This is a genomic window from Streptomyces sp. NPDC059398 (genome assembly GCF_042751845.1).
Classification (GTDB): domain Bacteria; phylum Actinomycetota; class Actinomycetes; order Streptomycetales; family Streptomycetaceae; genus Streptomyces.
The window spans coordinates 35,172-53,452 of the sequence record NZ_JBHYWP010000028.1 but is presented as its reverse complement, the minus strand read 5'-3'; the positions used below and the strand labels follow the sequence as shown (position 1 = coordinate 53,452).

19 protein-coding genes and 1 pseudogene are annotated in these 18,281 nt (G+C 70.5%); 12 read left to right on the top strand and 8 right to left on the bottom strand.

The annotated features are described in order from the left end of the window. Window positions 1-308: 308 nt before the first annotated feature. Together leuA and ACFXBC_RS13310 are read left to right on the top strand one after the other, a co-directional pair. A complete protein-coding gene (leuA, locus tag ACFXBC_RS13315) occupies window positions 309-2,066 on the top strand; it encodes a 2-isopropylmalate synthase (protein WP_385022891.1) in 1,758 nt (585 codons plus the stop codon). A 302-nt stretch (window positions 2,067-2,368) separates the two neighbouring features. Further along, on the top strand, window positions 2,369-3,064 hold the full coding sequence (locus ACFXBC_RS13310; RefSeq protein WP_385022889.1) for a TerB family tellurite resistance protein: 696 nt from the start codon (window positions 2,369-2,371) through the stop codon (window positions 3,062-3,064). A gap of 163 nt (window positions 3,065-3,227) precedes the next feature. Here ACFXBC_RS13310 and ACFXBC_RS13305 read toward each other — a convergent pair whose 3' ends face one another. Then, on the bottom strand, window positions 3,228-4,079 hold the full coding sequence (locus ACFXBC_RS13305; RefSeq protein ID WP_385022887.1) for an NAD(P)H-binding protein: 852 nt from the start codon (window positions 4,077-4,079) through the stop codon (window positions 3,228-3,230). Beyond that, complete coding sequence (locus ACFXBC_RS13300; RefSeq protein WP_385022885.1) at window positions 4,079-4,504, bottom strand: nuclear transport factor 2 family protein; 426 nt, start codon at window positions 4,502-4,504, stop codon at window positions 4,079-4,081. Before ACFXBC_RS13300 ends, ACFXBC_RS13305 begins: the two co-directional genes overlap by 1 nt. An 88-nt stretch (window positions 4,505-4,592) precedes the next feature. Between ACFXBC_RS13300 and ACFXBC_RS13295 the strand changes: the two genes are divergently transcribed. The 9 genes and pseudogenes from ACFXBC_RS13295 to ACFXBC_RS13255 all read left to right on the top strand — a co-directional run bounded on the left by ACFXBC_RS13295 (window position 4,593) and on the right by ACFXBC_RS13255 (window position 11,859). Beyond that, window positions 4,593-5,207: a TetR/AcrR family transcriptional regulator gene (locus ACFXBC_RS13295; RefSeq protein ID WP_385022883.1), complete on the top strand. Its 615-nt coding sequence runs from the start codon at window positions 4,593-4,595 to the stop codon at window positions 5,205-5,207. Window positions 5,208-5,376: 169 nt separating this feature from the next. Continuing rightward, the gene (locus ACFXBC_RS13290; protein WP_385022881.1) at window positions 5,377-5,679 is read left to right on the top strand and encodes an urease subunit gamma; all 303 of its coding nucleotides are present in this window, start codon (window positions 5,377-5,379) and stop codon (window positions 5,677-5,679) included. Continuing rightward, window positions 5,676-5,951, top strand: a pseudogene (gene ureB, locus ACFXBC_RS13285) (urease subunit beta); the annotation flags it as partial. The gene ACFXBC_RS13290 and the pseudogene ureB, both read left to right, overlap by 4 nt. A 145-nt stretch (window positions 5,952-6,096) precedes the next feature. Continuing rightward, window positions 6,097-7,800, top strand: a complete 1,704-nt coding sequence (locus tag ACFXBC_RS13280) for an urease subunit alpha (RefSeq protein ID WP_385022879.1) — start codon at window positions 6,097-6,099, stop codon at window positions 7,798-7,800. Continuing rightward, complete coding sequence (locus ACFXBC_RS13275; RefSeq protein WP_385022877.1) at window positions 7,800-8,480, top strand: urease accessory protein UreF; 681 nt, start codon at window positions 7,800-7,802, stop codon at window positions 8,478-8,480. Before ACFXBC_RS13280 ends, ACFXBC_RS13275 begins: the two co-directional genes overlap by 1 nt. A 190-nt stretch (window positions 8,481-8,670) precedes the next feature. Then, window positions 8,671-9,369 carry an urease accessory protein UreG gene (ureG, locus tag ACFXBC_RS13270; protein ID WP_385022929.1) on the top strand — a complete coding sequence of 233 codons (699 nt, stop codon included), beginning with the start codon at window positions 8,671-8,673 and terminating at the stop codon, window positions 9,367-9,369. Continuing rightward, window positions 9,366-10,145, top strand: a complete 780-nt coding sequence (locus ACFXBC_RS13265; RefSeq protein ID WP_385022875.1) for an urease accessory protein UreD — start codon at window positions 9,366-9,368, stop codon at window positions 10,143-10,145. Before ureG ends, ACFXBC_RS13265 begins: the two co-directional genes overlap by 4 nt. 139 nt (window positions 10,146-10,284) lie before the next feature. Continuing rightward, window positions 10,285-11,031: a DNA repair protein RecO gene (gene recO / locus ACFXBC_RS13260; RefSeq protein ID WP_385022873.1), complete on the top strand. Its 747-nt coding sequence runs from the start codon at window positions 10,285-10,287 to the stop codon at window positions 11,029-11,031. Window positions 11,032-11,049: 18 nt separating this feature from the next. Beyond that, window positions 11,050-11,859: an isoprenyl transferase gene (locus tag ACFXBC_RS13255; protein WP_385022871.1), complete on the top strand. Its 810-nt coding sequence runs from the start codon at window positions 11,050-11,052 to the stop codon at window positions 11,857-11,859. Window positions 11,860-11,943: 84 nt separating this feature from the next. On the opposite strand, the gene ACFXBC_RS13250 is transcribed toward ACFXBC_RS13255, so the two are convergent. The 4 genes from ACFXBC_RS13250 to ACFXBC_RS13235 all read right to left on the bottom strand — a co-directional run bounded on the left by ACFXBC_RS13250 (window position 11,944) and on the right by ACFXBC_RS13235 (window position 15,120). Next, entirely contained in the window at window positions 11,944-12,363 is a 420-nt protein-coding gene (locus tag ACFXBC_RS13250) for a Fur family transcriptional regulator (RefSeq protein WP_385022869.1), read from the bottom strand. Between the two features lie 56 nt (window positions 12,364-12,419). Further along, window positions 12,420-13,313 (bottom strand): metal ABC transporter permease, encoded by an 894-nt coding sequence (locus tag ACFXBC_RS13245; RefSeq protein ID WP_385022867.1) that lies wholly within the window; start codon window positions 13,311-13,313, stop codon window positions 12,420-12,422. Between the two features lie 2 nt (window positions 13,314-13,315). Then, complete coding sequence (locus ACFXBC_RS13240) at window positions 13,316-14,086, bottom strand: metal ABC transporter ATP-binding protein (RefSeq protein WP_385022927.1); 771 nt, start codon at window positions 14,084-14,086, stop codon at window positions 13,316-13,318. A gap of 65 nt (window positions 14,087-14,151) precedes the next feature. Continuing rightward, window positions 14,152-15,120, bottom strand: coding sequence for a metal ABC transporter substrate-binding protein (locus ACFXBC_RS13235; protein ID WP_385022865.1), 969 nt, complete (start codon window positions 15,118-15,120; stop codon window positions 14,152-14,154). Window positions 15,121-15,254: 134 nt separating this feature from the next. Here ACFXBC_RS13235 and ACFXBC_RS13230 point away from each other — a divergent pair, with 134 nt between their 5' ends. After that, entirely contained in the window at window positions 15,255-16,637 is a 1,383-nt protein-coding gene (locus ACFXBC_RS13230; protein WP_385022863.1) for a glycine--tRNA ligase, read from the top strand. A 93-nt stretch (window positions 16,638-16,730) separates the two neighbouring features. Here the strand turns inward: ACFXBC_RS13230 and ACFXBC_RS13225 are convergent, their stop codons facing one another. Both ACFXBC_RS13225 and ACFXBC_RS13220 read right to left on the bottom strand, forming a co-directional pair. Next, window positions 16,731-17,852, bottom strand: a complete 1,122-nt coding sequence (locus ACFXBC_RS13225; protein ID WP_385022861.1) for a hypothetical protein — start codon at window positions 17,850-17,852, stop codon at window positions 16,731-16,733. Continuing rightward, window positions 17,845-18,240, bottom strand: a complete 396-nt coding sequence (locus ACFXBC_RS13220) for a hypothetical protein (protein WP_385022859.1) — start codon at window positions 18,238-18,240, stop codon at window positions 17,845-17,847. The genes ACFXBC_RS13225 and ACFXBC_RS13220 overlap by 8 nt, the downstream gene beginning before the upstream one ends. Window positions 18,241-18,281 lie beyond the last annotated feature (41 nt).

Below are 18,281 nucleotides of genomic sequence, written 5' to 3'. Positions count from 1 at the left end.
GGGGTTCCGCTCTCTGCCACATTCGCGCGGGCGGGGGGGGGGGCCCGCGGGGGGGGCGGGGGCGGCCGCCCCCCCCCCCCCCACCGGGCCGGGTTCGCCCCAGGCATCCGCCGGTCCGCATACTGATACGGAAGCGGCGTTCCCGGCGCCGCTGGGCTAGGCTGCGGAACATCATGCGTTTCGGGCTGCTTCTCCTTAGCTGCCGCGGCGAGGGCCTGTAGTCGTAGGCCGACCCCCTCCCCGCGGAGTCTGGTGCTGCAGCGGCACAGTCGGCCTTCCCCCGCCGGATCCCGAGGAGCCCCACGCAGATGTCGCACCCCACGCCGATCACCAACGCCACCCGGATGCAGAAGCCGTCCGGAATGCCGGTGCACAAGTACGGCCCGTACGAGGCCGTCGAGATCCCCGACCGCAGCTGGCCCGACAACCGCATCACGCGGGCCCCCCGCTGGCTCTCCACCGATCTGCGCGACGGCAACCAGGCGCTGATCGACCCCATGTCACCGGCGCGCAAGCGCGAGATGTTCGACCTGCTGGTGAAGATGGGCTACAAGGAGATCGAGGTCGGCTTCCCCGCATCGGGCGACACCGACTTCAACTTCGTACGCTCGATCATCGAGGAAGAGGGCGCGATCCCCGAGGACGTGACCATCTCCGTCCTGACCCAGGCCCGTGAGGACCTGATCGAGCGCACCGTCGAGTCGCTGCGCGGCGCCCGCCGCGCGACCGTGCATCTGTACAACGCCACCGCCCCGACCTTCCGCCGGGTCGTCTTCCGCGGCTCCAAGGAGGACATCAAGCAGATCGCCGTGGACGGCACCCGCCTGGTGATGGAGTACGCCGAGAAGATCCTGGGCCCGGAGACGACCTTCGGCTACCAGTACAGCCCGGAGATCTTCACCGACACCGAGCTGGACTTCGCCCTGGAGGTCTGCGAGGCGGTCATGGACGTCTGGCAGCCCGAGGCCGGACGCGAGATCATCCTCAACCTGCCCGCCACCGTGGAGCGTTCGACGCCGTCCACGCACGCCGACCGCTTCGAGTGGATGTCGCGGAACCTGTCGCGGCGTGCGTACGTATGCCTGTCGGTGCACCCGCACAACGACCGCGGCACCGCCGTCGCCGCCGCCGAACTGGCCATCATGGCGGGCGCCGACCGTATCGAGGGCTGTCTGTTCGGGCAGGGCGAGCGCACCGGCAACGTCGACCTGGTGACGCTGGGCATGAACCTGTTCAGCCAGGGCGTCGACCCGCAGATCGACTTCTCGCAGATCGACGAGGTGCGCCGCACCGCCGAGTACTGCAACCAGATGGAGATCCACCCGCGCCACCCCTATGCGGGCGACCTGGTCTACACCTCCTTCTCCGGCTCCCACCAGGACGCCATCAAGAAGGGCTTCGACGCGATGGAGGCCGAGGCGGCCGCGCAGGGCAAGACGGTCGACGACATCGAGTGGGCCGTCCCCTATCTGCCGATCGACCCCAAGGACGTCGGCCGCTCGTACGAGGCCGTGATCCGGGTCAACTCGCAGTCCGGCAAGGGCGGTATCGCGTACGTCCTGAAGAACGAGCACAAGCTGGACCTGCCGCGCCGGATGCAGATCGAGTTCTCGAAGATCATCCAGACGAAGACCGACGCCGAGGGCGGCGAGGTCACACCGAAGGACATCTGGGCGATCTTCCAGGACGAGTACCTGCCCAGCTCCGCCGACGACGACGCCCGCTGGGGCCGGATCCAGCTGCGTTCCGGCCAGACCACCACGGACACCGACGGCCGGGACACGCTGACCGTCGAGGCCGTCGTGGACGGCGTCGAGACAGCGCTGTCGGGCACCGGCAACGGTCCGATCTCGGCCTTCTTCGCCGCGCTGTCCGAGACCGGTGTGGACGCCCGGCTGCTGGACTACCAGGAGCACACGATGAGCGAGGGTGCGAGCGCGCTGGCCGCCTCGTACATCGAGTGCGCGATCGACGGCAAGGTCATGTGGGGCATCGGTATCGACGCCAACACCACCCGGGCCTCGCTGAAGGCGGTCGTCTCGGCGGTCAACCGGGCCGCCCGCTGACGCAGCGCGTCCCCCGCACGGCCGGGGCCGTACCCGAGGTGTTCTTACGGGTACGGCCCCGCTTGCGAAATTTCGGGCCTCCGGTCCACGCGGACCCCATTTGACCTCATCATTCACGGCTCCCGGCCGTGCACGGCGAGGGGCGGGACCAAGCCATCTCCCGTCAGGGTGCTGACGGCACATCATCGATGTGGCTAACATCACGTCCACATGACGGCCCTGTGTCCGACGGAACAACCGGGGGACACGGGCGTGGTGGAGCGCAACGCAACGGAGCGTTGCCGGTGTTACGGAGGTGAGCCGTGCTGTCAATCCGTGGACGCGGCGGCAGGAAGTCGATCGTCTGGTCCGTGCGCACCTCCTGGGACACGGTCGGCGACGGCGAGTTCTTCTGCGCGGACTGCGGCGGGGACCGCAACTACCGCCGTCTGAACGGCCGCAGGCGGCTGACCGTGCTCGGAGTGCCGCTCCTCTCGCGTGGCCGCACCGGCCCGGTGGTCGAATGCTCCGCCTGCTGGACGCAGTTCTCCACCGACACCCTCGACCGCCCCACCACGACACGCTTCTCGGCGATGCTGCGCGACGCCGTTCACACCGTGACGCTCGCCGTCCTCACCGCCGGCGGCACCGGCTCCCACGCGGTGGTCGAGACCGCCGTCTCCACGGTCCGGGCCGCCGGATTCGACGAGTGCACCGAGGAGCAGCTGACCGCCCTGGTCGACGCGCTCGCCGCGGACACCGGCCGCTTCGTCACCGACGCCGAGCCGTGCGGGGCCGCGCTCACCATCGAGCTGCACGAGTCGCTCCAGCCGCTGGCGCCCCATCTCGCCCCGGTCGGCCGGGAGTCGATCCTGCTGCAGGGCGCCCGGATCGCCCTCGCCGACGGACCGTACAGCCCCGCCGAGCGTGAGGTGCTCGCGACGGTCGGCGGCGCGCTCCAGCTCTGCACGGAGGACACCGCCAGGCTGCTGGTGGCAGCGGCGCGTACGCCCTCCTGAGGGTGCTCGGCGCCGGACGGGTCTTCCGCCGGGGGCGGCCGTGCTTCGGCGCTGCGGCTGGGCTCCGGCGCTGCGACGGTGCTCCGGCGCCGCGGCCGTGCCCGGGGCCCTGGCGCGACCGGGGGCCTGGACCCGTGACCCGTACCCGTACCTGTGTACCGCGTCAGGCCGTCGCGCGCTCCGCGAAGGTACGGAAGTCGCGCGGCGGGCGGCCGGTGAGCCGCTGGACGGTGTCCGTGGTGCGGTCCTCGGCTCCGGCGGCGATGGCCCGGTCCAGGTCGGCGAGGAGTGCGGCGAATGCCTCGGGTACGACGGAGGCGAGCCGTTGCCGCAGTTCGCCGTGGCTCAGCTGCCGGTGGGTGACGGGGCGGCCGGTGATCCCGGTGAGGAGGGCGGCGACCTCACGGTGGCTCAGCGCCTCGGGGCCCGTGATGACCAGGTCGGTGTCGGGTGCCTCGGCGTCGGTCAGCGCGTGTACGGCGACGGCGGCGATGTCGTCCGCGTCCACGAACGCGACGCGGCCCTCGCCGGTCGCGGTCTCGATGATCCCGCGGTCCCGGATGCTCCGGGCGTGGACGTGGTCGCCGGTGAAGTTCTGCATGAACCACGAGGGGCGCAGCACGGCCCACTCGTCGAACAGTTCCGGCAGGGCCCGGTGCACCTGGCCGACGCCGGGGCCGCCCGCGGGGATCGCCGATGAGCTGAGCAGTACCGCACGCCGCACACCTGCCGTACGGGCCCGCCGCAGGAAGGGCAGCATGACGGCCGCCGGGTCCGGCGCTCCGGGCGGTGGGACCAGGTAGACCCGGTCGGCGCCGGTCAGGGCCTCGGCGTGGGTCGCGGGGTCGTTCCACTCGAAGCGGACGGCCTCGGCGCCCTCCACGGGGGTGCCGTGGCGGCCGGCCGCCCTGACCCGGTGCCCGGCCGCCGCGAGCCGGGCGGTGACCCGGCTGCCGGTGGTGCCGGTCGCGCCGGTGACGAGGACGGCGCCGGGGGTGGTGCCGGATGCTGCCATCAGTGGCTCCCGGTGAAGTCGGCCGCCGTGTCCCGGAGGATGGTGAGCGGGTTCCAGTAGTCGCGGTAGTGGGTGATGAGGCCGTTGTCGAAGGTCACCACGGCGATATAGGTCATGTCGAAGGGGCTGCCGGTCCGCACCAGCCGCCCCACCCCGCGCATCTCGGTCACGATGGTCCGCGGGGAGGTGGTCCGGTGGATCTCGACGGAGGGGAAGTCGTGGAGGTCGATGTGGCCGGGGTAGCCGCGCATGTAGTCGGCGATCGCCGCCCTGCCCTCCAGCCGCCGGGGCCAGCCGTCAGGTGCGAAGGGGAACTCGAAGACGCCGTTCTCGTCCCAGAGGCCGACCCAGCCTTCGATGTCCTTGTCCAGCAGCAGTCGCAGGCCGTGGCGGTACAGGTCCGCCGGCGCCGTGTCCGTGGTCATGGGTGCTCCGTCCCGTACGATGCGGACCCAGGGTCCGTTTCGCTCGAAGATACGGACCGCTGGTCCGCTTCGCAACTGGAGGTCACGTATGCCCGACCGCAAGCCACGCAAGGACGCGGCCCGCAACCGTGCGGCGGCCTTCGCGGCGGCCGATGACCTCTTCGCCCGCTGTGAGAGCCCCGACGCCGTCACGATGGCCGATATCGCGGCGGCGGCCGGGGTGGGCAAGGCGACGCTCTTCCGTGCCTTCGGTGACCGCACCGGTCTGATCCGCGCGCTGTACGGAGCGCGGCTCGAACCGGTCAGGAGCGCGGCCGATGAGGGCCCGCCGCCTCTGGGGCCGGCCGCTCCGCCACTGCTGCGCGTACCGGCCCTGCTCGACGCCCTGCTCTGCTTCAAGCTCGACAACCGCCACCTCGCGCTGGCCCTGGAGGGTACGGGGGGCGGTGGCGCCGGACCTTACCGGGCAGAGCACTACGAGTGGTGGCACGGGCTGCTGCGCGGTGCGCTGGAGGAGATCCCCGGGCTTGCCGGCGACAGCGACTTCACGGCGCACGCGCTGCTCGCCGCCGTCCGTGCCGACCTCGTGGAACACCTCGTCGGCCAGGAGCGGACAGGTCGTGAACGGATGCGCTCCCAGCTGGCGGCCTTCACCGCCCGGGTGCTCGGATCCGCGGCCGGATCCGGTGCGACGAAGGGCTGAATGCGGGAGAGATTTTGTACCGTTTGCCCGTATTTAGTGGGTCATAACCCCAGAAGGGGACTTTTTATAGTGCGCCGAAAGTTGCCACAGTGCCTTCGGCGGGTTTATAAGAGGGATGTGGCTGTGGCGATTCCGGGAATTCCGGGGGCTGCCGCCATGGAGGTTCCCCATGCTTCTCACTCCGTCCGACACGGAGAAATTGCTGCTGAGCGTCGCAGGAATGGTCGCCCGTGACCGGCGTGAACGCGGTGTACGTCTGAACTACCCCGAGGCGGTTGCGCTGCTCGCCTGCTGGGCGATGGAACGAGCCCGTGAAGGCGCCCGTGTCGCCGAGCTCATGGCGGCGGGCAGGTCCGTCCTGACCCGCGCTGACGTGCTCGAAGGCGTACCGGAGATGCTGCAGGACGTCCAGGTCGAGGCGACGTTCCCGGACGGGCGCAAGCTCGTCACGATCACCGCGCCGATCCCGTGATTCCCGGCGAGATCCGCACCGGTCCCGGTGTACTCGAAATCAATGAAGACCTGATGCAATTGCGCCTCTCCGTGGTGAATGACGGCGACCGTCCCATTCAGATCGGCTCGCATTTTCATTTCGCCGACACGAATTCATTCCTTTCTTTCGACCGGGCTGCGGCCGAGGGATTCAGACTCGATATTCCGTCCGGCACCTCGCTGCGCTTCGAGCCCGGCGTCGGCGCCGAGGTGACGCTGGTCGAGCTCAGCGGACGGCGGGCGGTCCCCGGCCTCGTACTGCCTGGCGCCCGCCACCGGACATGCGAGGCACCCACCGCGCCGCCGAAACCCACCGCGCCGCCGAAACCCACCGTGCCCCCGGCGCCCACCGCGCCGCCCGCGCCCGGAGCACCCGCACGGACGGAGGAAGGCTGAGATGGCCCGGATGACCCGCGCCGCCTACGCGGCGCTCTACGGACCCACCACCGGGGACCGGATCCGCCTCGCCGACACCGACCTCTGGATCGAGGTCGAGGAGGACCACTGCTTCGGCGGCGACGAAGCGGTCTTCGGCGGCGGCAAGTCCATCCGCGAGTCCATGGCCCAGGCCACCGCCTCCCGCGCCGAGGGCGCTCTCGACCTGGTCATCACCAATGCCGTGGTGCTCGACCACTGGGGCGTCGTCAAGGCGGACGTCGGCATCCGCGCGGGCCGTATCGTCGCGCTCGGCCGGTCCGGCAATCCGGATATGAGCGAGGGGGTCCACCCCGGCCTGGTGATCGGCCCCGGCACCGATGTGGTGTCCGGCGAGGGGCGCATCCTGACCGCGGGCGCCATCGACACCCATGTCCACTTCCTGATGCCGGAGACCCTCCACGAGGCGCTCGCCACCGGCACCACCACCGTGATCGGCGGCGGCACCGGGGCCAGTGAGGGGTCCAAGGCGACCACCGTCACCCCCGGCGCCTGGAACCTCGCGATGATGCACCGCTCCCTGGACCGGGTGCCACTCAACGTCATGCTGTTCGGCAAGGGCTCCACCGTCGGCGACGACTCCCTGCGCGAGGCCGCGCTCGGCGGTGCCGGCGGCTACAAGGTCCACGAGGACTGGGGCGCCACGCCCGCCGCCATCGACGCCGCCCTGCGCGCGGCCGACACCTACGGACTCCAGGTCGCGCTGCACGGCGACAGCCTCAACGAGGCCGGTTACGTCGAGAGCACCCTGGCCGCCATCGGCGGACGCGGCATCCATGTCTTCCACGCCGAGGGCGCGGGCGGCGGCCACGCCCCCGACATCATCACGGTCGCCTCGCACCCCCACGTACTTCCCGCGTCCACCAATCCGACGCTCCCGCACACCGTGAACACCGTCGCCGAGCATCTCGACATGCTGATGGTCTGCCACCACCTCAACCCCCGGGTGCCCGAGGACCTGGCGTTCGCGGAGTCCCGTATCCGTGCGTCGACCATCGCGGCCGAGGACGTCCTGCACGACATCGGCGCGCTCTCCATCACCTCGTCCGACGCCCAGGCCATGGGCCGGATCGGAGAGGTCATCTGCCGCACCTGGCAGGTCGCGCACACCATGAAGCAGCGCTTCGGGGACCGCAGCACGGAGCTTCCCGCGGACAACGAGCGGGCCCGTCGCTATATCGCCAAGTACACGATCTGCCCGGCCGTCGCCCACGGCATCGACCATGTGGTCGGCTCCGTCGAGCCCGGCAAACTCGCCGACCTGGTGCTCTGGGACCCGGCGTTCTTCGGGATCAGACCCGCCGCCGTGCTCAAGGGCGGCATGGTGGTCAGCGCGCCACTCGGCGACGCCAACGCGGCGATCCCCACCACCCAGCCGGTCCTGCTCCGCCCCACGGCGGCGGCCGGTGCCGCCCCGCACCTCTCGGTCAGCTTCGTCGCCCCGGCGGCCCTGGCCGACGGTCTCGCCGAACGCCTGGGTCTGGAAAGGGAGTTGGTCGCTGTACGGCCCACCCGCCACCTCACCAAGGCGGATCTGCCCAACAACACCGCGCTCCCGGCGATCGACGTCGACCCCGAGACCTTCGCCATCCGGATCGACGGCGAACTCGTCGAGCCCGCCCCGGCCGCCGAACTGCCGCTCACGCAGCGGTACAGCATGTTCTGATGCGTACCTCCGGGCTCGCACCCCTGCTGCTCGCCGACGGGCGGCTGCCGGTCGGCGCGTACACCTACAGCGCCGGGCTCGAACCGGCCGTGGCGGCCGGGCTCACCCGCGACCGGATCCCGGCGCTCCTGCGGGCCAGGCTGCACACCACCACCGTCACCGAGGCCGCAGCCGCGGTGCTGGCGCTGCGGGCCGCGCGACAGGACCCGGTGGACTATGCCCCCGTACAGCGGGCGCTCGCGGCCAGGACGCCGGTGGCGCCGATGCGTGCGGCGTCGGCGGCGCTCGGCCGGGGCGTGCACCGGCTCGCCCGCAGGCTCGCGCCCGGCCATCCGGCGGTCACGGCGCTCACCACGGCGTGCACGCCGAGCCTGCGCCCCCTGCGGCCCATCACGCTGGGCGCGCTCGGCGCCGTGCTCGACGTGCCGGACGAGGACCTCGCGTACGGCGTCGTCTACGACGAACTCCAGACGGTGGCCGCAGCCGCGCTGAAGCTGCTTCCCGGCGATCCGCTCGACTCGGTGGCGTGGATCCTCGCCGCCGGTCCCGAGGCGGCCGACGCGGTGGCCGAGGCCCTCGCCGTACGGACACCGGACGAACTGCCCGCAAGGGCGGGCCTGCTCACCGAGGAGTGGGCCCTCGCACACGACCGACGAGAACGGAGACTCTTCCTTGCCTGAGAACGCCCCCCGCCTGCCCGGCAACGGCCCCCGCCTGCCCGGCAACGCCCCCCGTCAGTCCGGGGACGCCCCCCGCCCGTCCGGGAGCGACCCCCGGACCGAGCACCGGCTCCAGGACCCGTACCCGTACGCGCACCCGGTCGGCGACCGCGCGCCGGAGCCGCCCCTCAACCAGCACTTCAACGAACCGCTGAACCAGCCGAGGGCCCTGCGCCTCGGGGTCGCGGGGCCGGTCGGCACCGGCAAGAGCTCGATCCTGGCGACCCTCTGCCGGGCGCTCGCCGACGAACTCTCCATGGCCGTCGTCACCAACGACATCTACACCGACGAGGACGCCCGCTTCCTGCGGTCGGCGGGGGTCCTGCCCACCGAGCGCATCCGCGCCGTGGAGACCGGCGCCTGCCCGCACACCGCGATCCGCGACGATGTCAGCGCCAACCTGGACGCGGTCGAGGACCTCGAAGAGGCGTACGGGCCGCTCGACCTGGTGCTCATCGAGAGCGGCGGCGACAACCTCACCGCCACCTTCAGCCCGGCGCTCGCCGACGCACAGCTCTTCTGCATCGATGTCGCGGGCGGCGGCGACGTGGCCCGCAAGGGCGGGCCCGGTATCACCGGGGCGGACCTCCTCGTCATCAACAAGACCGACCTCGCACCGTATGTGGAGGTCGACGTCCCGGCGATGGTCGCCGACGCGGAGGCCGCCCGTGACGGTCTCCAGGTGCTGGCCCTCTCCAAGCACGACCGGGCCTCGGTCACCGAACTGGCCGACTGGGTACGGGCGTTGCTCGTACGCCACCGCTCCGGCACCCATGTGCCCAGCGACCCGGGCCCGATGGCCCCGCACTCCCACAGCCACGGTGACGGCGAAGGCCACAGTCACCCATGACCGGGCCCGACGGCGACGGCGACGGTGGCGGCGACCGTGGGGCCGGGCCCGACGACGGCGGCACCGACCCCACGGTCGTCGCCGTCGAGCGCGACACGGCGGGCCGCGATGTGCCCCGTGAACTGCGCCCCGGCGCCTTCCTGGCACCGCGCCCGCTGCTCCCCGCCCCGGACGGGCTGCACCTCGCCCTGGTCGGGACCCGGGCCGGGCTCCTGGCGGGCGACGCGCTGACCCTGCGCATCACGGTCGGGGCGGGCGCGCGGCTGCACCTGGTCGAACCCGCCGGGCTCGTCGCGTACGACCACCGCGGCGGCACATCGGCCTGGCACGCCCGCGTCGAGATCGCGGAGGGCGGCGAACTCACCTGGGACGCCCAGCCGTTCGTGGTCTCGTCCGGGGCGGACGTCCTGCGCACGATGGACATCGGGCTGGCCGCCGGTGCCCGGATGCTCTGGCGCGACACCCTGGTCCTGGGGCGCTCCGGCGAGCGGGGCGGCAGGGTACGGGCGACGACCCGTGCCACATACGACGGCGCGGACCTGCTGGTCGAGGAGCTTGACCTGCGCGACCCGGAGATCAGGGAACTGCCCGGCATCCTCGGCGCCCACCGCGTCATCGGCTCGGTCACCGCACTCGGCGCCACCCCGGGCGGCCCACCTCACCCGTACCGCACGGACCTGGCGGGACCGGGGGCGCAGGTGCGGCTGCTCGACACGGTGGCCCCGGCGGTCGACGCGGATCTCACGGCGGTGTGGGAGGAGTGGCGCCGCGCCTGAGCACGGGCGGCGGGAACAGAACCCGGACAGGCCGGGAGCGGGCCCGGAGGCCCGTTGGCCTCAATCGCCCGCCGGGCTTGATTCAGTCGGTGCGGGGCTCCCGCGAACCGGGCTCCGCGCGTACGGGACAATGGGCCCCATGAGTCTTTTCCGTGACGACGGGGTCGTCCTGCGGACTCAGAAGCTGGGTGAGGCCGACCGCATCATCACGCTGCTGACCCGGGGCCACGGGCGGGTGCGCGCCGTCGCGCGGGGCGTGCGGCGTACGAAGTCCAAATTCGGGGCGCGGCTGGAGCCGTTCTCCCATGTCGATGTGCAGTTCTTCGCGCGCGGCAGTGAACTCATCGGTCGCGGGCTCCCGTTGTGCACCCAGAGTGAGACCATCGCTCCGTACGGTGGCGGTATCGTCAGTGACTACGCCCGCTACACGGCCGGCACGGCCATGCTGGAGACGGCGGAGCGCTTCACCGACCACGAGGGCGAGCCGTCCGTCCAGCAGTATCTGCTGCTCATCGGCGGGCTGCGCACCCTGGCCCGCGGTGAGCACGCCCCGAATCTGATCCTCGACGCGTTCCTGCTGCGCTCGCTCGCCGTCAACGGCTACGCGCCCAGCTTCGAGGACTGCGCGAGGTGCGGTCTGGAGGGGCCCAACCGGTTCTTCTCGGTGGCGGGTGGCGGAGCGGTGTGCGGCGACTGCCGGGTGCCCGGCAGCGTCGTACCCTCTGCGGAGGCCGTCGGGCTGCTCAGCGCACTGCTGACGGGGGACTGGACGACGGCCGACGCGGCCGAGCCGCGGCATGTCAGGGAGGGCAGCGGGCTCGTATCGGCCTATCTGCACTGGCACCTGGAGCGCGGGCTGCGCTCGTTGCGTTACGTAGAGAAGTAGTGAGAGGGAGACGAGCACATGGCACGACGCGGGATGCTGGGGCGTAGCAAGCGCGAGTACAGGACCCCCGACGCGCACCCGTCGGGCGCCCGCCCGCCGAAGATCCCGGGCGAACTGGTGCCGAACCATGTGGCGGTCGTCATGGACGGCAACGGCCGCTGGGCCAAGGAGCGCGGGCTGCCGCGCACCGAGGGCCACAAGGTCGGCGAGGCCACCGTGCTCGAAGTGCTCAACGGCTGTATCGAGATGGGCGTCAAGAACCTCTCGCTGTACGCCTTCTCGACCGAGAACTGGAAGCGCTCGCCCGACGAGGTGCGCTTCCTGATGAACTTCAACCGCGATGTCATCAGGCGCCGCCGGGACCAGATGGACGAGCTGGGGATCCGGATCCGCTGGGTCGGCCGGATGCCCAAGCTGTGGAAGTCGGTCGTCCAGGAGCTCCAGGTCGCACAGGAGCAGACCAAGGACAACGACGCGATGACGCTGTACTTCTGCGTCAACTACGGCGGCCGTGCGGAGATCGCCGACGCGGCGCAGGCCATCGCCCGCGATGTGGCGGAGGGCAGGCTGGACCCGGCGAAGGTCAATGAGAAGACCTTCGCGAAGTACATCTACTACCCGGACATGCCGGACGTGGATCTCTTCCTGCGCCCCAGCGGTGAGCAGCGCACGTCCAACTATCTGATCTGGCAGAGCGCGTACGCCGAGATGGTCTTCCAGGACGTCCTCTGGCCGGACTTCGACCGCCGCGACCTGTGGCGGGCCTGCCTCGAATACGCCCAGCGGGACCGGCGGTTCGGCGGCGCGATCGAGGAGACGACCGCCTGAGCGTCCCGGTCCGGGCACAGACGGCCGGGCCGGGGGCGCAAGTGCACCCCCGGCCCGGCTCTCCGTGACAGATCTTGGCCCGGCTCAGCTCTCCGTGCCGGACTCCGCGCACTCCGCGCAGGTCCCGAAGACCTCCACCGTGTGCGCGACGTTCACATACCCGTGCTGCGCCGCGATCGACTCGGCCCACTTCTCCACCGCCGGCCCCTCCACCTCGACGGCCTTGCCGCAGCTGCGGCAGACCAGATGGTGGTGGTGCTCACCGGTGGAGCAGCGCCGGTAGACGGACTCGCCGTCGCCCGTGCGCAGCACATCGACCTCGCCCGCGTCTGCCAGCGACTGGAGCGTGCGGTAGACGGTGGTCAGCCCGACCGAGTCGCCCCGGTGCTTGAGCACATCGTGCAGCTCCTGGGCGCTGCGGAACTCGTCCACCTCGTCGAGCGCCGCGGCCACCGCGGCCCGCTGCCGGGTCGACCGGCCTCGTACTGGTGCTCCCGCGGTCACAGGTGCCTCCTCGCCGTGCGTCGCCGCCCATGTGTCGGGCCATTGTGCCAGCTCCGTCAGGTCCCGGCGGATTCCACCGGCGGACGCGCCGCCGGAAGGCCGGGGCCGCACGCGGCCTCCGCCGCTTCCGCGGCCCGTGCGCGGCGCCTCGCCAGGGGCGCGGCGAGCGCGGTCAGGGCCACGAAGACGGCGATGGCCAGCAGCACAATTGTCGCTCCCGGCGGCACGTCCTGGTAGTAGGAGGTGACGGTTCCGGAGAGCGTCACGGCCGTACCGATCACCACGGCCAGTCCGAAGGTGGCCGCGAACGACTTGGTCAGCTGCTGTGCGGCGGCCACCGGGACCACCATCAGCGCGCTCACGAGCAGCAGCCCGACCACCCGCATGGCGACCGTGACGGTGACGGCCGCGGTGACCGCGATGAGCAGATTGAGCACCCGCACCGGCAGCCCGGTGACCCGGGCGAACTCCTCGTCCTGGCTGACCGCGAAGAGCTGCCTGCGCAGCCCGAGCGTGACCAGGACCACGAACGCGGCCAGGACGCAGATCGCGGTGACATCGCTGTCCGAGACGGTCGCGAGCGAGCCGAAGAGGTACGACGAGAGGTTGGCGTTGGAGCCGGTGGGGGAGAGGTTGATCAGCAGTACCCCGCCGGACATGCCGCCGTAGAAGAGCATGGCCAGCGCGACGTCCCCGCGCATCCGGCCGTAGCTGCGGATCAGCTCCATCGAGACGGCGCCGACGACCGAGACCAGCGTCGCCATCCACACCGGGCTGGAGTTGAGCAGAAAGCCCAGGCCCACCCCGGTCATGGCGATGTGGCCGATGCCGTCGCCCATCAGCGCCTGGCGGCGCTGGACGAGATAGATGCCGATGGCGGGGGCGGTGATGCCGACCAGGACGGCGGCGAGCAGGGCCCGCTGCATCAGGGCGCTCTGGAGAAGTTCCATGATCAGCTCAGCAGTCCTGTCCTGGCCGGCTCGGCCGGCGCGTGCGGGTGTACGTGGTCGTGTCCGGGCAGCGCATGCACGCCCAGCGCCTCCGGGGGCGGACCGTCGTGGGTGACACAGCCGTCCCGCAGTACGACAGCGCGGTCGATCAGCGACTCCAGCGGGCCCAGTTCGTGCAGCACCAGCAGCACGGTGGTCCGGGCGGCCACCTGCTCGCGCAGCGTCGAGGCGAGGATCTCCTGGCTGGCCAGGTCGACCCCGGCCATCGGCTCGTCCATGATCAGCAGTTCCGGCTCGGACGCCAGCGCCCTGGCGATCAGCACCCGCTGGTGCTGGCCCCCGGAGAGCGCGCCCACCGAGTCGCCGGCCCGGTCGCCGAGCCCCACCAGCTCGATGGCGTGCGAGACCGCCGCCCGGTCGGCCTTCGACGGCCACCGCAGCCTTGTCCGGGCGAGCCGCCCGGACGAGACGACCTCGCGCACCGTCGCGGGCACCCCGCCGGCCGCCGTGGTGCGCTGCGGTACGTAACCGACCCGCGCCCACTGCCGGAACCGGCCCAGCGGGCTGCCGAACAGCTCGACCGAGCCGCCCGTGAGGGGGACCTGGCCGATCACCGTGCGTACGGCGGTCGACTTGCCCGAGCCGTTGGCGCCGAGCAGGGCGACGACCTCGCCGCGGTGCACGGTGAGATCGATGCCGCGCAGCACGGGGCGCGAGCCGAGTGCGGCGGTGGCACCGCGTACGGAGATGACGGGTTCCGGTTCCATGTCCATGGCGCGTGCCTCCGGTGCGGTCGCGGGTGCGGTGCCGGGCCCGGACGGTCCGGCTTTCGGTGCGGTCACTTGGCGCCGAGTGCCTTCTGGAGTGCGACCAGGTTGGACTTCATGACCTGGAGGTAGTCGCGTCCCCTGGACTTGTCGGTGATGCCCTCCAGCGGGTCCAGCACATCGGTCTTCACATGCAGGTCGGATGCGAGGGTTTTCGCGGTGTCGGGGTTCGCGATCGTCTCGAAGAAGACCGTGTTGACGTGGTGCTTCGCGGCGAGGGCGTGCAGGTTCTTCATACGCGAGACGCTGGGCTCGCTCTCCGGGTCGATACCGCTGATGGCCTCCTCGGTGAGGCCGTACCGCTCGGCGAGGTAGCCGAAGGCGGCGTGGGTGGTGACGAAGGTGTCGGACGTGCGGTGCTTCAGGCCGTCGGCGTACTGCTTGTCGAGGGCGTCGAGCTTCTTCACCAGGGCGTCGGTGTTCCTGCGGTAGTCGGCCTTGTGCTTCGGGTCCGCCGCGGCGAGTGTCTTGTCCACGCCCTTGGCGACCTGGGCGTACCGCACCGGGTCCAGCCAGATGTGCGGGTCGAGACCGGCTTCGCTCTCCGAGTGGGAGTCGTTGTTCCCGGTCGTGTGGTGGTGGCCGTCGACCTCGGTGCCGTGCTTTTCGAGCGTGGTCATCGAGGCGGCGTCGGCGGTGTGCTTCACGCCGGACTGCTTGATCGCCTCGTCCACGGCGGGCTGGAGCCCCTTGAGATAGACGATCGCGTCCTCGTCGGAGAGGGCGACGGTCTGCTTCGGGCTGAGTTCCAGGTCGTGCGGCTCGACACCCGGCTTCGTCAGGTTGGTGACGGAGACATGGTCGCCGCCTATCTGCTGGGTCAGGTACTGGAGCGGATAGAACGACGCCACGACGTGCAGCTTGCCGTCCTTGTGGTCGGCGCTGGATGAGGAGGAACCGGAGCAGGCGGAGAGGGCGACCAGTCCGGCGGCGACCGCTGCGGAGACGGCTGTGGCGGGTATGAGGCGTCGTACGTTCATGACAGTCATTTTCAACAAAAGTGGAAACGATTGTCAACAAGGGTCCGTGCGGGAACCGATTTGATCCGGGGGGTGGAGCCGCCGGTAACCTGAGGTATTCCGCTGTTCGTCATCGTCGTAATGAAGAGAGCACCGTGGCCGCCGACAAGATCGACACCATCGTCAGCCTGAGCAAGCGCCGTGGCTTCGTCTACCCCTCCAGTGAGATCTACGGTGGTCAGCGCGCCGCCTGGGACTACGGGCCGCTGGGTGTCGAGCTGAAGGAGAACCTGAAGCGCCAGTGGTGGCGCTACATGGTCACCGCGCGCGAGGACGTGGTCGGGCTCGACTCGTCGGTCATCCTGGCCTCCGAGACCTGGGAGGCGTCCGGCCATGTCGCGACCTTCTCCGACCCGCTGACCGAGTGCACCTCCTGCCACAAGCGGTTCCGCGCGGACCACCTGGAGGAGGCGTACGAGGAGAAGCACGGCCGCGCGCCCGCCAACGGCCTCGCCGACCTCAACTGCCCCAACTGCGGAAACAAGGGCACCTTCACCGAGCCCAAGAACTTCTCGGGTCTGCTCTCCACCCACCTCGGCCCGACCCAGGACAGCGGCTCCATCGCCTATCTGCGGCCCGAGACGGCCCAGGGCATCTTCACCAACTTCGGCCAGGTGCAGCAGACTTCGCGCAAGAAGCCGCCGTTCGGCATCGCGCAGATGGGCAAGTCCTTCCGGAACGAGATCACTCCGGGCAACTTCATCTTCCGCACCCGCGAGTTCGAGCAGATGGAGATGGAGTTCTTCGTCAAGCCGGGCGAGGACGAGCAGTGGCAGGAATACTGGATGGAGCAGCGCTGGAACTGGTACCGGGACCTCGGTATGCGCGAGGAGAACATGCGCTGGTTCGAGCACCCGAAGGAGAAGCTCTCCCACTACTCGAAGCGCACCGCCGACATCGAGTACCGCTTCCGCTTCGGCGGCAGTGAGTGGGGCGAGCTGGAGGGCGTCGCCAACCGCACCGACTACGACCTCGGCGCGCACTCCAAGGCGTCGGGCACCGACCTCTCCTACTTCGACCAGGAGAAGGGTGAGCGCTGGACGCCGTACGTCATCGAGCCCGCGGCGGGTGTCGGCCGGGCGATGCTGGCCTTCATGCTCGACGCGTACATCGAGGACGAGGCGCCCAACGCGAAGGGTGTCATGGAGAAGCGCACCGTGATGCGCCTCGACCCGCGCCTCGCGCCGGTCAAGGTCGCGGTCCTGCCGCTCTCCCGCAACCCGCAGCTCTCGCCGAAGGCCAAGGGCCTGGCGACCGATCTGCGCCGCAACTGGAACATCGAGTTCGACGACGCGGGCGCCATCGGCCGCCGCTACCGCCGCCAGGACGAGATCGGCACGCCGTTCTGTGTCACGGTCGACTTCGACACGCTGGACGACAACGCGGTGACGGTCCGCGAGCGCGACACGATGAAGCAGGAGCGTGTCTCGCTGGACCAGATCCAGTCGTACCTCGGCGGCCGGCTGCTGGGCTGCTGACCCGGCACGACACCGGCACCACGGAGGGCCCCGGTCCCGCTTCGGCGGGGGCGGGGCCTCCTGCGTGGGGGCGTCCGCGGGCCGGCCGGGCCGTCAGAAGGCCAGCCGGCCGCGTACGACGGCGGACAGCTCACGGTCGGGCGGCAGCGGCTGGTCGCGCAGCCCGGATTCGGTGATCCTGTCCAGCAGTTCGTCGAAGCCGAACAGGAACGACCTGTCTCCCAGGGTCCGGTCGAACTTCGCCGCGTTCTTGCGGGAGGCCTCGTAGATGTCGCCGGATCCGAGATCGATTCCGGAGCGTTCCGGGTTGGCCTGGTCCTGCGAGAGCCATTCGATGTGCGTGTGCAGATGGCCCTGCCTGATGAAGGAGTCCATATAGGAGTCGGTCACGCTCACTTCGGCCCGCGTCGTGTGGACGCGCACCCGCTCGTCGAGCAGCTGGAGCACATGGAGATTCTTCAGTGCGAGATGCGCGGAGTCCATCGTCGGCCACGGCAGCCCCGAGTGCTTGACGAAGGGCACCAGGGAGAGGAAGGCGATGTGGTCACAGACGCACTCCTCGATGAGCGGACTGGACGGTGTCAGACCGCCCACGATTCCGTCCACGTCGAAACCGCTCACGCCGGACGCGTACGTGCCGTGTGCGGAGGAGAATCTTCCGGCCCACTCCCGCACGATGGCGAGTGAGTCGTCGCTCCATTGTCGGGCCCTCTCCGGTGCCTTGCGCAGCAGGATGTGGCACACCTCGTGCGCGATGGTGAACAGTTCCTGTGTGAGGGCCAGCGTCAGGATGGTGTCGGAGGCCGCGGCGACGGGCGCGCACTGCTTGCGCAGGAGTTCGTGGGCGAGGGAGAGATAGTACGCGGAGTCGAGATGGCCGGTGAGATAGAGCCGGTGGCCCGCCAGCCGGTACAGGCACGCCAGGACCTGTTCGGGATCGGCCTCGTTGAGCGCCAGATTGGTCAGGGCGCGGAAGATCCGGCCGAGTTGCTGGTCGTAGACGACGTACTCCCCGGTTCCGCTCAGGAAGTGCGAGGGCCGGGCGTGAAAGGAATCAACGACCACGAAGGGCGGCGGTTCGCTCTCCACGCGGAGCAGGTCCGCCTCTCTCCGCCAGAACAGCCGGAACAAGTCCTCGTACTGGCCGGACCAGGCGGGCTGCACCCGGTCGAAGCAGTCCTCGCCGTAGAGGGTCTTCAGATAGACGCTATCCATGACGACCCGTGGGGCGCCCGGCGGCTTCAGGGCCGTCGGCGCTGTCGGGGCTTTCAGGGCCGTCGGTGCTTTCAGGGAGTGCGGCGAGTCTGCTCTGGACGCGGTCCAGGATCCTGTTCGCCTCCTTCTCCGTGTAGCCGCTCAGCTCAAGACCGTCGATCACCACCTTGGTGACTTTCCGCTGCTCGGTGCGTGAGCGGATCCACGTCCGGAAGTACGGAAAGGTGGCGGCGCTCAGTGCGATGAGAATCTGGAGCGTGGCTTCGCCGTCGAAGGGCCGCTGTTCCGTCCGTTCCCCCGCCGCGGCGACGCCTTGCGCAAGCGTTTCGAGCTCGTCCGCCGCCCGGGACTCCTGACTGCTGACGGCCACGATGACATGGATCGGCATGGCTCCCCTTCGGTTGCGGCCGCTTCGGAGAGCCCCGTCAA

Coding starts and splice junctions, on each gene's coding strand:
- ACFXBC_RS13305 (WP_385022887.1), bottom strand. CDS start 4,079: ATGGCAGCATCCGGCACCACCCCCGGCGCCGTCCTCGTCACCGGCGCG.
- ACFXBC_RS13245 (WP_385022867.1), bottom strand. CDS start 13,313: ATGGAACTTCTCCAGAGCGCCCTGATGCAGCGGGCCCTGCTCGCCGCC.
- ACFXBC_RS13290 (WP_385022881.1), top strand. CDS start 5,377: ATGCTTCTCACTCCGTCCGACACGGAGAAATTGCTGCTGAGCGTCGCA.
- ACFXBC_RS13255 (WP_385022871.1), top strand. CDS start 11,050: ATGGCACGACGCGGGATGCTGGGGCGTAGCAAGCGCGAGTACAGGACC.
- leuA (WP_385022891.1), top strand. CDS start 309: ATGTCGCACCCCACGCCGATCACCAACGCCACCCGGATGCAGAAGCCG.
- ACFXBC_RS13300 (WP_385022885.1), bottom strand. CDS start 4,504: ATGACCACGGACACGGCGCCGGCGGACCTGTACCGCCACGGCCTGCGA.
- ACFXBC_RS13275 (WP_385022877.1), top strand. CDS start 7,800: ATGCGTACCTCCGGGCTCGCACCCCTGCTGCTCGCCGACGGGCGGCTG.
- ACFXBC_RS13240 (WP_385022927.1), bottom strand. CDS start 14,086: ATGGACATGGAACCGGAACCCGTCATCTCCGTACGCGGTGCCACCGCC.
- ACFXBC_RS13295 (WP_385022883.1), top strand. CDS start 4,593: ATGCCCGACCGCAAGCCACGCAAGGACGCGGCCCGCAACCGTGCGGCG.
- ACFXBC_RS13265 (WP_385022875.1), top strand. CDS start 9,366: ATGACCGGGCCCGACGGCGACGGCGACGGTGGCGGCGACCGTGGGGCC.
- ACFXBC_RS13220 (WP_385022859.1), bottom strand. CDS start 18,240: ATGCCGATCCATGTCATCGTGGCCGTCAGCAGTCAGGAGTCCCGGGCG.
- recO (WP_385022873.1), top strand. CDS start 10,285: ATGAGTCTTTTCCGTGACGACGGGGTCGTCCTGCGGACTCAGAAGCTG.
- ACFXBC_RS13235 (WP_385022865.1), bottom strand. CDS start 15,120: ATGAACGTACGACGCCTCATACCCGCCACAGCCGTCTCCGCAGCGGTC.
- ACFXBC_RS13225 (WP_385022861.1), bottom strand. CDS start 17,852: ATGGATAGCGTCTATCTGAAGACCCTCTACGGCGAGGACTGCTTCGAC.
- ACFXBC_RS13280 (WP_385022879.1), top strand. CDS start 6,097: ATGGCCCGGATGACCCGCGCCGCCTACGCGGCGCTCTACGGACCCACC.